We start from the raw sequence: 12,154 nt of genomic DNA on the forward strand, positions 1-12,154 counted from the left end.
CCCGCGTCCTGACCATTTCCAAAAAAGACCGACCCAAGGGGTAACACCATGCGCACCACCCACCACGCTTCCGTCTGGGCCGCTTTGTTTGCCCTGGGCTGTTCGGCACCGGCCCTGGCCGTCAACGCCGACGGCACCAGCGGCAACTACGCCGCTGCCGCCGTCGCCGCTGAGATCAGCGACAGCAGCCGCGGTGCCGACACCGGCCTCGGCTACCAGCTCAGCTTCGGCGTGCCGCTGCCGATCAAGAACGGCGCTGTCGAAGTTTCCTTCTACGACGTCGGTCGCGACCGCGCCATCGACGGCAAGAAGGACTACCAGACCTCGCTGCTGGTCAACTACGTCCACGATCTCGGCACCTACGGCTGGAGCGACAAGGGCTTTGCCCTGAAGCCCTTCGTGCTGGCCGGCCTCGGTGGCGTGCAGGAAGACGTGCTCGGCGAGAAGCACACCCATTTCGGGGTCGATGTCGGCGCCGGCACCCTCATCGGCCTGCCCTGGTACGGCCTGGCGGTGCGCACCGAAGCCCGCGTGCTCAGCCAGATCAACGACCAGTCGGTGCCGGACCAGGACTACCTGATCGACTACCGTCTGCTGCTCGGTCTGCAGGTGCCGCTGATGCTGGCCTCGTTCGGCTCCGATGCGCCGGCGACGGCGCCGCAGCCGATTGAAGCCTGCTCGCTGGCGGTGGTCGATCCCGCCACCGGCCGCAGCGACTGCGCCGCCGACTCCGACCACGACGGCGTCGCCGACGGCGTCGACCAGTGCCCGGCCAGCGAGCCCGGCGCGGTGGTGAATGCCGTGGGTTGCCCGGTGGTCGCCGAGCCGGCTCCGGCCCCGACCGACCCGGTGGTGCCGGTCGGCGAGCCGCAGTCGGTCAGCTTTCAGCTGAACTCCTTCGACATCGACGAGCCGTCCAAGACCAAGCTCGACAACGTCGCGGCGCTGCTGGCCTCCGATCCCTCGCTGCGCGTGGAGATCGAAGGCCGCACCGACAATCGCGGTTCCGAGGCCTACAACATCGTGCTCGGCGCCCAGCGCGCCGAGGCGGTTCGCCAGTACCTGCTGGCCAAGGGCGCGGATTCGGTGCGTCTCACCACGCTGTCGATCGGCGAGTTCAAGCCGGTGGCCAGCAACGCCACCGAGGAAGGCCGTCGCGCCAACCGTTCGGTGCAGTTCCGGGTCATCCGCCGCTAAGCCGGAGACGCATCGGGGCAATGAAAAGCCGCCTGGACCGCAACCGGTCCAGGCGGCTTTTTACTGTCCAGCAACCGCCTCGGGCTCAGTACCGGCTCTGCTCCAGCAGCCGGCCAGACAGCACCCGGCCCTGGCTCTCGGTTTGGTGCAGGGACTCACGGTCCACCAACAGGTAGGCGTCCATGCTCTGGCCCAGCGCCTGGTAGCTGATGTTGCCGACCTTGACCGTGCCGGCGCGGCCGTCCCAGTCCGGCGCATAGAGGTAGTAGCGGTCCGGTAGCCGGCTTTCTCGGCGGTAGGGCGACTGGATCTCCGCCTGGCCGGAAACGAAATACAGATAACTGCCGGCCTCGAAACTCACCGCCAGCCAGTTGGCGCCCGAGCCCACGACCACCCCCGGTGCCTGGGCGGGAACCTCCAGCTTGTCGATGGCGCGCTGGCCACGATCCACCAGGCGTCCGTCGGCAATGCCGCGCACCGAGGTGGCGGAGCTGCGGGCGAGGGTGATCGGGCTCGAGAGGTAGTACTGCAGACGCTGCTTGTGCGTCTCTCCGAGGCCGTAGTCCTGGATCAGCGCATCGCTGAACGGCAGTTGCTCCGCTACCTGCCGGCTGGCGCAGGCGCTCAGGCCGACCAGCAGACCCAGACTGGCGACGAGCTTGAGAGCGGAGGTCGGTACCGGCATGTTGTTCGGCGATCCCCAGTGGGCTTGTGGCATTCTGCGCGGAATCTTACTGCAAGCCCGACTGTCGTCCGCGTTCTGGTCATGTCCTCTGAAGTCCCCATCCCGCCGGAGCCGCCGGCCTCTCCTTGCGTCGGGGTCTGCCAGTTGCAGGGACGGCTGTGCATCGGCTGCGGCCGCGAGATTGGCGAGATCGCCGAATGGGGCTCCGCCAGCCCAGGCCGCAAAAACCAGATCGTCGCGGCCGCCCGCCAGCGGCTGGCTATAATCCAGCCATCTACGAACAGGTCTATCTCCTCATGAATCGCCTGCTGGGTTCGGTAGTGGTCATTGCCTACGTGCTGACCTGCTTCGGGGTCTTCGCCTGGTGGATGCCGCATTTCTTCGCCGTCAACATCGAGTTGTTGCCGGAAGCCAACTACCGCTATGTCGCGGCCACTGGCATTCCCTTCGGCCTGCTGCTGGTCACGGTGATCGCCCGCCAGTCGCTGAAGGGCTACTTCTCGCCGGTGATGCTGTTCCAGGTGCTGTTCGCCGGCGCCTTGCTGTACGCCGGCCTGTACGCCTTCTACTTTCCCTTGCAGGCCAATTTCTTCTGCGCGGCGCACCTGGTGGTCTGCGCGGCGGGTGTGGTCTGGAACCTCTACCGGCATCGCAAAGAGTTGGCGCTCTGGGAGCGCACCCAGGCCGCCGCCGCCGCATGAGCGGCGCGGTCCGGCCCAGTCTGGGCGACTTCAGCCACCGCATCGGCCTGACCGTGCGCTGGGGCGACATGGACGCCCTGGGGCACGTCAACAACGTCAAGTTCTTCACCTACGACGAACAGGCGCGGCTGCAGTACTTCGAGGCCATCGCCGCGATCCAGCCCGGTTTCTGGCAGACCTCCGGGATCATCCTGGCGAAGATCGGCTGCGACTTCCTGCAGCAGTTGCGCTACCCCGCGACACTCGATGTCGGCCTGCGTATCCGCCGGCTCGGGCGCAGCAGTCTGGATACCGAGGCGGCGATGTTCGAGGGCGAACGCCTGGTGGCCGTCACCCGCGCCACCCTGGTCTGGTTCGACTACAGCCAGCAGAAACCGAGTCCGATCCCCGAATCCGTGCGCGAACTGATCCGGCGCCGGGAAGTGTTGCCGCCGGAAGAGGCGACCGGCTGATCCCTCCCCGCCGCTCGCGCGGCTAGCTTTCGCTCAGCCCCGGTCGCAACCGCCCGGCCGGTTCCGCCGCGAGATTGGTGACCAGGCGGATGAACGCCCTGACCTGCCGGTGCATGAGCGCGTAGTCGGTGTACTCGCTGGTGACCTTAGGGATGCCGAAATTGAGCAGGTACACCGGCCCGGTGATGTACTGGATCATCGGCAGCCCCGCCTCGTTGCGGTAGGCCTGGCCCTCGCCGAACGGCAGTACCGGCGGCAGCACGATGCTGCGGTCCATCTGGCTGGATAGCAGCGCGCTCTCGCGCTCGAACACCGCGCCCAGCGGGCTGACGATCACCTGCGGCTCGTTGAGGCCGGTCAGCGCCATCACCCCGGGCGCCACTTCCAGCCATTCCCGGGCGCCGACGTGCTCGATCTCGACGGCGGCCAGCACCCGCGCCTGCAGTTCGTCATGGTGCGCTTCCAGGTATTGCCCGAGCCCGCCGCCGCCGAAGTGGCCGCCGCTGAACACCACCCGCAGGCTGCGCGGCCGCTGCGCCGGCGGCACCCGCGTGTAGTAGCGCATCATCCCCAGGATGGCGGCGGTGCCGTTGTCCTCGATGGAGTTGGTGCCGTCGGTGTGCGAGCTGAGCACGATCTCCAGCGGGCTCACCCCGGGCAGGCGGGCGACGACGTTGTAGGCCTCCACCTCTTCCTCCAGCGCGTCCAGCGTCAACTGCGCCTTCAGCGGTGACAGCGGCCGGCCGGCGAGTCTCTGCTTGAGCGCCCGCCCCACGTCGCGGTCGAGATAGACCGTCGGCGCAGCGGGCAGGAAGCGCGCGAAGAACGGGTAGTAGGAGCCCTGGGCGGCTTCCTTCGGGTAGTCGATGATGCCGACCGCGCCGGCGGCGCCCGCAGCCTTCAGCGCGGTGGTCACCACCTGCGCCACCACCATGTCCAGGAAGGGGCGCGAAAACGGCGTAGTGAACCCCATGGTCCCGGCGTCGTCGGTGACGTGCAGGGCGAGGCTGCTGAGTACGCCGATCGGGATGGTCAGGCGTGGCAGGTCGTAGACCACGATCTTGCCGCGTAGGTCCAGGCTGCTGATCGCGGCCAGGATCGAGGACAGACCGCTGCCGGTATCGCCCAGCAGCTCGCCGAGATTGCGCAGCAGGCCCGTCAGCCCGCCGGTGACCGCACCGCTGTCGAGCAGACGGATCAGCACGTCGCTGAGGTCCACCGCCGCCAGTCCGGGCAGGTAGAGCAGCGAGCCCTCCAGGCCTTCCGCTCCGGTATTGCCGGAGAAGGGGATATAGGAGACCAGCGGCACTGCCTCGCTCTCGCCATTGCCGAGCAGCTCCAGGCGGGCGGTTTTCGCGCTCCAGCGACTGACCGTGTAGGGCTCCAGGCTGACCTCTGGCACGCCCATCTCCTTGAGCTGAGCCGCCAGGCGCTGGGCGTACGCGATCTCGTGGACGCTGCCGGCCGGCCGGAAGCCGCCGTTGAACGCGTCGATCTCGGTCTGCCAGCCGCGCAACTGCGCCTCGCTGGGCAACAGCGCGTCGTCAACCTCTCGGCTAGGGTCGATGCCCGGGGTGCCCAGCGGGCTGCTGCTGCCGCAGGCGGCGAGCAGGCTCAGCGCCAGACTCAGCAGCAGTGAAAAACAACGGCGACGGCTCTGCCGCACGAACCTTGCGGTCGCGATGCGCATGACTCTCCTCCAGCGTTCAATCTAGGTATGTGCAGCTGTGGAGAAGTTTGCGGCGACGGCACCAGCGCCGCCATTGGTGGGTTGCCAGCCGATGTTGTGTCGGCGCACAAGGCCCTGGGCTAAGCCGCCAGGCTTTGCGACTCGCCGCGCCCCATGCGCCGCATCAGCAGCGCGGCACTGAGGCGCGACTGCCAGGAGAGCTTGTCGAGATCGGCCTTGAGCAAGGCTTCGATGCGCTGCAGGCGGTAGGCGAGCGTGTTGGGATGAATCCCCAGGCTATCCGCCACGGTCTTGCGCTGGCGGCGTTGCAGAAAATAGCAGTCCAGTGTTTCCAGCAGATGCGGCTCGGGCGCGATCAGCTCCAGCAGGCTTTCCAGGTAGCCGGCGACATTGCGCGATTGCAGTGCGGTGTCGTCGAGCACGTAGTCGGAGTACAGGAACAGCGGCGCCGGCGTGGCGAGGCGGCGGCCGATGTCGAGCACGCGCAGGGCTTGTTCGGCGCTCAGGCGCCAGCCCTGAGGCCCGCTGCCGGCGAGACCGAGGCCGGCGACCTGTGATCGGCCGCGCAGGGCCGGCAGCTGCGCCAGTTGGCTGGACAGAAGCCGCTCGCGATGGACGCTGTTCTCGCCACTGGGGACCGCCATCCAGATCAGCGCATGGCCTCGGCGCAGGGTGCCGATGGGGCGCGGTTCGGCGCCGGCGCCGAGCTGGGCGGTGAGCGTTTCCAGTGCGTCCTCCGCGCCGGCGTCGCCCGGCCCCGGGGTCGGCAAGGCGAACGCCAGCGCGATGCGCCGTCCCAGAGGGTCGATACCCAGGGCCTGGGCCCGCTCGTGAAAGCCCTCGCGGTCTTCGCTGCGGTCGAAGACGATGGAGCAGAGTTCGTGCTGCAAACGGGACTGCCAGCGCTCGCCCCGGCGCTGCTCGTCGGCATAGGCGTGGCTGATGGTCTGGCCGAGCAGATCGGTGTGGTAGAGCATGTAGGGCGACAGCCGTAGCAGCACCTCGTCGCGGGCGGAATGCTGATGCTGCACGCCGTCGAGGAAGGCTTGCCAAAGCACGGTGCAGCCGACCCGGAACGAGTGCAGCAGGCTGGTCATCGGGATGCCCTGATGCACCCGCCGGCGCGCCAGGTCGGCGACCGGTCGCAGGGTCTCGGCATCCGGCGGCCGGCCGTCGAGCAGGGCCCGGAACCAGATGCCGACGTTGATGCGGATCATGTTCTCGATCTCGGCCAGCACCTGCGCATCGCGCACTGCGGCGTATTCCGCGACCTCGGCGCGCACAGCCGTGTAAACGCGGCTGACGATGTTCTCGCCTTGCTGCGAAAGCGCGCGCACGGTGGGGCGCAGCTGGCGCGACAGCATCGGCGAAGCAGAGCCATCGCGCGGCCTGCTGGGCTTGCTCATCTGCATCTCTCCTCGGGACAGCGGGCCGTGTTGCGGCGTCCTGGCGGATGCGCGTCCGGCTCTTGGTCAATGGCTTGCAAGGTTGTATATCACGGGCGACCACTACAATCGCAACGTTCAAAAACACACCTCGTCCATGAAGCTCCTGCTGTCGTTTTGCCTGCTGCTGTTCACCGCCGCCGCCCTGGCCGGGCCGGTGGGCGAGCCGGAGCCGGAACTGCGCGCGCGGCTGATGACCGCCATCCGCGCGGCCGACAGCTTCGAAGACAAGTACGAGGCCCAGGTCTGGCTGCTGGACATGTCCACGCGCTTGCAGCGCTACCAGCCAGACGAGGCCCAACGCCTGGAGTTTTTGCGGCTGGTGCATTCCGAGGCCAAGCGGGCGCGGCTGAAGCCGGAATGGGTACTTTCGGTGATCCACATCGAGAGCCGCTTCGACCGCTACGCGATCTCCCACGCCGGCGCGCTGGGCTATATGCAGATCATGCCGTTCTGGCTGGAGGAACTCGGTGAGAAGGGTTCCAACCTGTTCCATGCCAGCACCAATCTGCGCATGGGCTGCACCATCCTGCGTTTCTACCTGGACAAGGAGCGCGGCAATCTGTTCAACGCCCTGGCGCGCTACAACGGCAGCTACGGCCGCTCCGAATACCCCAACAAGGTGCTGGGCGCGCTGCGCAACTACTGGGCCTTCGATTAGCCCTTTTGTGCGTTCAACCAGCGCTCCAGCCAGGCCTTGAGCGGCGGGTCGCCATCGGGAATATCCCAGTCCGCCAGGCCGGCTTCCTGGCCATGGGGATCGCGCAGGCGCTCCTGCGGATACAGGGCCACCGACCAACTCGGCCGCCGCAGCGGTGACTCGCTGTAGTCCTCGCCGCGCAGCGTCGCCGCCAGCGCCGCCGCCGGATCGGGGCCGGCGCGCGCACCCAGGTGGAGGAAGGGCGAGGGGCGCGGATTCAGCTCCAGGAACCAGAACTGGCCCTGGGCGTCGATCTGGGCGTCCAGGCTGCCGAAGCCGGTGTAGTGGTTGGCTGCCAGCAGCTGCGCGGTGGCGGCGCGTAGGGCCGGTTGGGCGCAGACGCGTAGTCGGGAACTGGGGCCATAGGGCGAGGGATGGACGCGTTCCTTCTCAGCGCAGAGCGCCGCCAGCAGGCGGCCTTGCTCGGCGTAGAAACCGCAGGCCCAGGTGCCGCCGGAAACCTCGCGTTGCAGCAGCCAGGCGCGCGGGCTGGCGCGCAATTCCTGCAACTGCTCGGCGCGCTCGATGCGCCGCAGACCGACGCCGCCATAGCCGACGGCGGGCTTGGCCAGCAGCGGAAAGCCGAGCCGCTGCAAGGGCTCCAGCCGCGTGCTGCCGGGCGGCAGCAATTGCCAGTCCGGCACCGCCAGGCCGAGGTCGCGGGCGCGGGTGTTGCCGCAGTGCTTGTCCAGCCAGTCCGACTGCTCGACCGGCCGCGCGCCGCCGGCGCTGAGCAGCGCCTGCTGCGTGGCGGGCAGCGGTGGCTGCATCTGCATCAGGCGCCGTAGCAGCAGTACCGCCGCGTCGTCCATCGGCAAGACCCGCGCGGGCTGCCAGTCTTCGAAGGCCTGTTGCAGCAGCGGGAGGGTCGGCGGCTGTTGGCGGCTGAACAGGTAGCGCTGCTCCAGCGCCGCGCTGACCGCCATCGGCCCCTCGCTGGGGCAGACCGCCGCCACTGCCAACCCGGCCTCGCGCAAGGCGCCGGCCAGGCGCGGCGGGCCCAGCCAGTCGTCACGCAGGGCGAGTAGCAGCACGCGCGGCGGCGTGATGCTCGAGTTTGTGCCGTGACCGTCCGGGCTGACGGCGGAGGGGTTGCTTGCGCTCATGCCCGCAGGCTGAACAATCGCCGCGCAATCCGCAATCCGCAATCCGCAATCCGCAATCCGCAATCCGCAATCCGCAATCCGCAATCCGCAATCCGCAATCCGCAATCCGCAATCCGCAATCCGCAATCCGCAATCGTCATCGGCTACCCTGCGCGCCATGACCGAGATCCTGATCCTCTACTACTCGCGCAACGGCTCCACCGCCGCCATGGCGCGCCACATCGCACGCGGTGTCGCTTCGGTGGAAGGCTGCAACGCGCGCCTGCGCACGGTGCCACCAGTGTCGGCGGAAACCGAGGCGGTGGCACCGGCGGTGCCGGAGTCCGGCGCGCCCTATTGCGAGGCCGCCGACCTGCGCGACTGCGCCGGCCTCGCCCTGGGGTCGCCGACCCGCTTCGGCAATATGGCGGCGCCGCTCAAGTATTTTCTTGACGGCACGTCCGGCCTCTGGCTGTCCGGCGCCCTGGCCGGCAAGCCGGCGGCGGTGTTCACCTCCACCAGCACCCTGCACGGCGGTCAGGAGAGCACGCTGCTGAGCATGATGCTGCCGCTGCTGCACCACGGCATGCTGCTGGTCGGCCTGCCGTATACCGAACCGGCGCTGTCCAGCACCCAGTCCGGAGGCACGCCCTACGGCGCCAGTCACGTTGCCGGCACCGCTGGCGCGCCGCGCAAGCCGGACGCTCAGGAGATCGCGCTCTGCGAGGCTCTCGGCCGGCGCCTGGCCTGGGCGGCGACGAGGCTCGCGCCATGAGGATCGAAGCTCTGGTGAAACGCCTGAAGTGGCTGGTCTGGGCCGCGCATTTCGGGCTCGCGTCCGGCCTGTACGCGCTGATCGCCCGCACCGGCAGCGAGTCGGCCCTGGTGCTGGCGACCCTGGCGGTGCTGCCGTTGCTGCTGCCGCTGCCGGGCCTGCTGCGCGGCCGTGCCTACACGGCGTCCTGGACCAGCATGCTGGTGGCCTTCTACTGCGCCCTGTTGCTGTCCGAGGCCTACATGCAGCCGGCCTTCAAGCTGCCGCTACTGCTGCTGGCGGTGGTGGCGGCGGCGGACTTCGTGGCCCTGATGCTCTACGCCAAGGGCGCCAAGGCGCTGACGCGCCGGGGCTAGTGGCTGGTTGTTGGTCGCGGGCAAGCCCGCTCCCACCTACGCAGCGCAGCGGATGCAGGAGCGGGCTTGCCCGCGACCAGTAGCGCGTTTCTCAAGCGCGCAGCAGCACCGACTGCACGAAGGGAATGGTCAGCCGCCGCTGGGCGCTGAGCGAGGCGCGGTCCAGAGTCTCGACCGCCTCCAGCAGTGAGCCGATGTCGCGCGCCAGGCGCTTGAGCAGATAGTGGGCGACATCGTCCGGCAGGTGCAGGCCACGGGCGTGGGCGCGCAGCATCAGCAGGCGCGCGCGGTCCTCGTCGCTGAGCGGGCGCAGGCCGAAGCTGGCGCAGGCGCTGATCCGGGTGGCGAGATCGGGCCGGGCGAACTGCAACTGGTGCCCGGGCTTGCGCGCCGCCAGCACCAGGTTGCCGCCACGGCTCTTGATCGCGTCGATCAGCCGCGCCAGCGCCAGCACCCCGGCTTCCGGCAATGGGGCCTCGTCGAGTCCATCCAGGCAGACCAGCTTGCGCGCTTCCAGTCCGGCCAGGGCCTCGGGCAACTCGGCGAGATGGCTGGGCAGGTGCACATAGGCATGGCTGATGCGCAGGCTGGCAGCCTCGCGGCCCAGCGCCTGCAGCAGATGGGTCTTGCCGCTGCCGGCCGGGCCGTGCAGCAGCAGCGCCAGTCCGCCTCCCGGGTTCAGCAGACCGCGCAGGGTGCTCACCGCCTGGGTGTTGGGACCGGCGTGGAAGCTGGCGAAGCTGGAGGTCTCCCGCAGCGCCACCGCCAGTGGCAGTTGCTGACCCTTCATGCCGCCGGAGGCTCCCCGCCGGCCGCGCTGTCGGCCGGCGCGGGCAGCGCTTCGGGGACCTGCGGCTGCTCGCCCCAGCGGTAGACATTGCTGTCCAGCCAGCGCCTCTGCACCTCGCGCAGCCCCACCGCCAGGATCGCAGCGCAGGGCAGCGCCACCAGCACGCCGGTGAAGCCGAACAACTGGCCGCCGGCCATGATCGCGAAGATCACCGCCACCGGGTGCACACCGATCTTGTCGCCGACCAGGAGCGGCGTCAGCACATTGCCTTCCAGCACCTGGCCAAAGGCGAAGATCGCCACCACCCAGAGCAGCGGCCAGAGTTCCGGCGACTGCACCAGCATGGCGATCATCGCGGTGGCAAAACCAATCGCGAAGCCGAGGTAGGGCACGAAGCTGAGCAGGCCGGCGATCAATGCCACCAGCAGCGCCAGCTTGAGTCCGGCCGCCCACAGCGCCAGCGCGTAGTAGAGCGCCAGCGCCAGCATCACCAGGCCCTGGCCGCGCACGAAGCTGCCGAGCACCTCGTCGCACTCGCGGGCCAGGCGCCGCACCAGCGGCCGGTGGCGGGGCGGGGTGACGGTGTCGAACCAGGCGATCAGATTGTCCCAGTCGCGCAGCAGGTAGAAGCTCACCACCGGGATCAGCGCGATGTTGGCGATGGTGGCCATCACCTTCAGGCCGGATTCGGCGACCAGGCCGGCGGCGCCGCGCGCCTCCTTCCAATGGCTGCTGATCCAGTCGCGCAGGTAGTTGGAGTCCAGCCGCAGATTGTCCGGCAACTGGATGCCGAGCTTGGCCAGGCCCACGTCCTGCAACCAGCGCAGGCCCTCGGGGATGTTCTGCGCCAGGGTCACCGCCTGCTGCTGCAGCATCGGCGCGATCAAGAGGATCAGCAGCACCAGCGACAGGGTGATGAGCAGAAACACCAGGCTCACGCCCCAGGTGCGCGACAGCCGGCGCCGCTCCAGGGCATCGACCAGCGGGTCGCCCAGGTAGGCGAAGATGGCGCCGACCACGAAGGGCATCAGGATCGGGCCCAGCGCGCTGACCAGGGCGGCCAGCGCCAGGACGGCGAGCAGCCAGGGCCAGAATTCGCGCCAGTGCAGACGGGTATGGGGCTCGGCGTGCATGAGGGCGGATCGCGGGTTGGGGCGGAATTATGGGAGTGCGACCGGTAAAATAGCAGCGTTCCCTCACGCGATTAGCCATGAAAAAGCGCGCTTCCCTGTCCTACCGCGACGCCGGTGTGGATATCGACGCCGGCGATGCCCTCGTCGACGACATCAAGAAAATCGTCAAATCCACCCAGCGGCCCGAGGTGCTGGGCGGTGTCGGCGGCTTCGGCGCGCTGGTCAGCCTGCCCAAGAAGTACAAGAACCCGGTGCTGGTCTCCGGCACTGACGGCGTCGGCACCAAGCTCAAGCTCGGCATCGACACCGGCCGGGTCGAGGGCCTGGGCCAGGATCTGGTCGCCATGTGCGTCAACGACGTGCTGGTCAACGGCGCCGAGCCCTTGTTCTTCCTCGACTACTACGCCACCGGCAAGCTCGACCAGAAGGTTGCCGCCAAGGTCATCAAGGGGATAGCAACGGGCTGCAAGCTGGCCGGCTGCGCTCTGGTCGGTGGCGAGACCGCCGAGATGCCCGGCCTCTACGCCAAGGGCGACTTCGACCTCGCCGGCTTCACCGTCGCGGTGGTGGAAAAGAAGAAGATCATCGACGGCAGCGGCATCAAGGCCGGCGACGTGCTGATCGGCCTGCCTTCGAGCGGTCCGCATTCCAACGGTTATTCGCTGATCCGCAAGATCCTGGAAGTCAGCAAGACCCGCCTGGACGCGCCGCTGTTCAGCGGCCAGACCCTGGAAGAGGCGCTGCTGGCGCCTACCACCATCTACGTCAAGCCGGTGCTCAAGCTGCTGGAAGCTGGCATCCCGGTGCGCGGCATGAGCCACATCACCGGCGGCGGCATCGTCGGCAATCTGCCGCGCTGCTTCCCCAAAGGCCTGGGCGCGGTGGTCGATACCAAGAGCTGGCAGCGGCCGGCGGTGTTCGACTGGTTGCAGGAAAAGGGCAATGTCGAGCAGGACGAGATGTGGCGCGTGTTCAACTGCGGCGTCGGCTTCGTGCTGGTGGTGCCGCGCCTGAAGCTCGATGCCGCGCTGGCCCAGCTCAAGAAGAGCAAGCTCAAGCCCTTCGTGCTCGGCGAGATGGTCAAGAGCAAGCAGGAAGTGCGGTTTGTTTGATGCCTTTGCCGTTCCCCTCCCCTCTTGTGGGGG

General features: G+C 68.4%; 14 protein-coding genes. 8 read left to right on the top strand and 6 right to left on the bottom strand.

The features are described from left to right. Positions 1 to 48 precede the first annotated feature (48 nt). Positions 49 to 1,197: an OmpA family protein gene (locus tag ED208_RS08830; RefSeq protein WP_123211515.1), complete on the top strand. Its 1,149-nt coding sequence runs from the start codon at positions 49 to 51 to the stop codon at positions 1,195 to 1,197. Positions 1,198 to 1,282: 85 nt separating this feature from the next. Here the strand turns inward: ED208_RS08830 and ED208_RS08835 are convergent, their stop codons facing one another. Beyond that, the gene (locus ED208_RS08835; protein ID WP_123211516.1) at positions 1,283 to 1,882 is read right to left on the bottom strand and encodes a hypothetical protein; all 600 of its coding nucleotides are present in this window, start codon (positions 1,880 to 1,882) and stop codon (positions 1,283 to 1,285) included. Positions 1,883 to 1,963: 81 nt separating this feature from the next. On the opposite strand from ED208_RS08835, the gene ED208_RS08840 reads away from it, so the two are divergent. Genes ED208_RS08840 through ED208_RS08850 form a run of 3 tightly spaced genes read left to right on the top strand, consistent with a single transcriptional unit; the run spans position 1,964 to position 3,035 of the window. Continuing rightward, on the top strand, positions 1,964 to 2,182 hold the full coding sequence (locus tag ED208_RS08840) for a DUF1289 domain-containing protein (protein ID WP_199720563.1): 219 nt from the start codon (positions 1,964 to 1,966) through the stop codon (positions 2,180 to 2,182). Further along, the gene (locus ED208_RS08845) at positions 2,179 to 2,583 is read left to right on the top strand and encodes a hypothetical protein (RefSeq protein ID WP_123211517.1); all 405 of its coding nucleotides are present in this window, start codon (positions 2,179 to 2,181) and stop codon (positions 2,581 to 2,583) included. The genes ED208_RS08840 and ED208_RS08845 overlap by 4 nt, the downstream gene beginning before the upstream one ends. After that, a complete protein-coding gene (locus tag ED208_RS08850) occupies positions 2,580 to 3,035 on the top strand; it encodes an acyl-CoA thioesterase (protein ID WP_123211518.1) in 456 nt (151 codons plus the stop codon). Before ED208_RS08845 ends, ED208_RS08850 begins: the two co-directional genes overlap by 4 nt. Before the next feature lie 22 nt (positions 3,036 to 3,057). Here ED208_RS08850 and ED208_RS08855 read toward each other — a convergent pair whose 3' ends face one another. Both ED208_RS08855 and ED208_RS08860 read right to left on the bottom strand, forming a co-directional pair. Next, complete coding sequence (locus ED208_RS08855; RefSeq protein WP_123211519.1) at positions 3,058 to 4,725, bottom strand: hypothetical protein; 1,668 nt, start codon at positions 4,723 to 4,725, stop codon at positions 3,058 to 3,060. Positions 4,726 to 4,844: 119 nt separating this feature from the next. Then, positions 4,845 to 6,131 carry a PucR family transcriptional regulator gene (locus tag ED208_RS08860; protein ID WP_158608488.1) on the bottom strand — a complete coding sequence of 429 codons (1,287 nt, stop codon included), beginning with the start codon at positions 6,129 to 6,131 and terminating at the stop codon, positions 4,845 to 4,847. A gap of 136 nt (positions 6,132 to 6,267) precedes the next feature. Between ED208_RS08860 and ED208_RS08865 the strand changes: the two genes are divergently transcribed. Next, positions 6,268 to 6,831: a lytic transglycosylase domain-containing protein gene (locus ED208_RS08865; protein WP_123211521.1), complete on the top strand. Its 564-nt coding sequence runs from the start codon at positions 6,268 to 6,270 to the stop codon at positions 6,829 to 6,831. Here the strand turns inward: ED208_RS08865 and ED208_RS08870 are convergent. Then, on the bottom strand, positions 6,828 to 7,976 hold the full coding sequence (locus tag ED208_RS08870) for a CarB family protein (RefSeq protein WP_123211522.1): 1,149 nt from the start codon (positions 7,974 to 7,976) through the stop codon (positions 6,828 to 6,830). The genes ED208_RS08865 and ED208_RS08870 overlap by 4 nt on opposite strands. A gap of 157 nt (positions 7,977 to 8,133) precedes the next feature. On the opposite strand from ED208_RS08870, the gene wrbA reads away from it, so the two are divergent. Continuing rightward, positions 8,134 to 8,730 (top strand): NAD(P)H:quinone oxidoreductase, encoded by a 597-nt coding sequence (gene wrbA / locus ED208_RS08875; RefSeq protein WP_123211523.1) that lies wholly within the window; start codon positions 8,134 to 8,136, stop codon positions 8,728 to 8,730. Further along, positions 8,727 to 9,086: a DUF2069 domain-containing protein gene (locus ED208_RS08880; protein ID WP_123211524.1), complete on the top strand. Its 360-nt coding sequence runs from the start codon at positions 8,727 to 8,729 to the stop codon at positions 9,084 to 9,086. Before wrbA ends, ED208_RS08880 begins: the two co-directional genes overlap by 4 nt. Positions 9,087 to 9,177: 91 nt before the next feature. Here ED208_RS08880 and hda read toward each other — a convergent pair whose 3' ends face one another. Both hda and ED208_RS08890 read right to left on the bottom strand, forming a co-directional pair. After that, on the bottom strand, positions 9,178 to 9,876 hold the full coding sequence (gene hda / locus ED208_RS08885) for a DnaA regulatory inactivator Hda (RefSeq protein ID WP_123211525.1): 699 nt from the start codon (positions 9,874 to 9,876) through the stop codon (positions 9,178 to 9,180). Beyond that, positions 9,873 to 11,009 carry an AI-2E family transporter gene (locus ED208_RS08890; protein ID WP_123211526.1) on the bottom strand — a complete coding sequence of 379 codons (1,137 nt, stop codon included), beginning with the start codon at positions 11,007 to 11,009 and terminating at the stop codon, positions 9,873 to 9,875. The genes hda and ED208_RS08890 overlap by 4 nt, the downstream gene beginning before the upstream one ends. Before the next feature lie 77 nt (positions 11,010 to 11,086). Between ED208_RS08890 and purM the strand changes: the two genes are divergently transcribed. Continuing rightward, positions 11,087 to 12,121, top strand: a complete 1,035-nt coding sequence (gene purM, locus ED208_RS08895) for a phosphoribosylformylglycinamidine cyclo-ligase (protein ID WP_123211527.1) — start codon at positions 11,087 to 11,089, stop codon at positions 12,119 to 12,121. Positions 12,122 to 12,154 lie beyond the last annotated feature (33 nt).

The sequence above is a fragment of the Stagnimonas aquatica genome (genome assembly GCF_003730135.1).
GTDB lineage: Bacteria > Pseudomonadota > Gammaproteobacteria > Nevskiales > Nevskiaceae > Stagnimonas > Stagnimonas aquatica.

Bases quoted from the DNA above. Each gene is read 5' to 3' on its own strand.
- ED208_RS08830 (WP_123211515.1), top strand. From the start codon at position 49: ATGCGCACCACCCACCACGCTTCCGTCTGGGCCGCTTTGTTTGCCCTG.
- ED208_RS08835 (WP_123211516.1), bottom strand. From the start codon at position 1,882: ATGCCGGTACCGACCTCCGCTCTCAAGCTCGTCGCCAGTCTGGGTCTG.
- ED208_RS08840 (WP_199720563.1), top strand. From the start codon at position 1,964: ATGTCCTCTGAAGTCCCCATCCCGCCGGAGCCGCCGGCCTCTCCTTGC.
- ED208_RS08845 (WP_123211517.1), top strand. From the start codon at position 2,179: ATGAATCGCCTGCTGGGTTCGGTAGTGGTCATTGCCTACGTGCTGACC.
- ED208_RS08850 (WP_123211518.1), top strand. From the start codon at position 2,580: ATGAGCGGCGCGGTCCGGCCCAGTCTGGGCGACTTCAGCCACCGCATC.
- ED208_RS08855 (WP_123211519.1), bottom strand. From the start codon at position 4,725: ATGCGCATCGCGACCGCAAGGTTCGTGCGGCAGAGCCGTCGCCGTTGT.
- ED208_RS08860 (WP_158608488.1), bottom strand. From the start codon at position 6,131: ATGAGCAAGCCCAGCAGGCCGCGCGATGGCTCTGCTTCGCCGATGCTG.
- ED208_RS08865 (WP_123211521.1), top strand. From the start codon at position 6,268: ATGAAGCTCCTGCTGTCGTTTTGCCTGCTGCTGTTCACCGCCGCCGCC.
- ED208_RS08870 (WP_123211522.1), bottom strand. From the start codon at position 7,976: ATGAGCGCAAGCAACCCCTCCGCCGTCAGCCCGGACGGTCACGGCACA.
- wrbA (WP_123211523.1), top strand. From the start codon at position 8,134: ATGACCGAGATCCTGATCCTCTACTACTCGCGCAACGGCTCCACCGCC.
- ED208_RS08880 (WP_123211524.1), top strand. From the start codon at position 8,727: ATGAGGATCGAAGCTCTGGTGAAACGCCTGAAGTGGCTGGTCTGGGCC.
- hda (WP_123211525.1), bottom strand. From the start codon at position 9,876: ATGAAGGGTCAGCAACTGCCACTGGCGGTGGCGCTGCGGGAGACCTCC.
- ED208_RS08890 (WP_123211526.1), bottom strand. From the start codon at position 11,009: ATGCACGCCGAGCCCCATACCCGTCTGCACTGGCGCGAATTCTGGCCC.
- purM (WP_123211527.1), top strand. From the start codon at position 11,087: ATGAAAAAGCGCGCTTCCCTGTCCTACCGCGACGCCGGTGTGGATATC.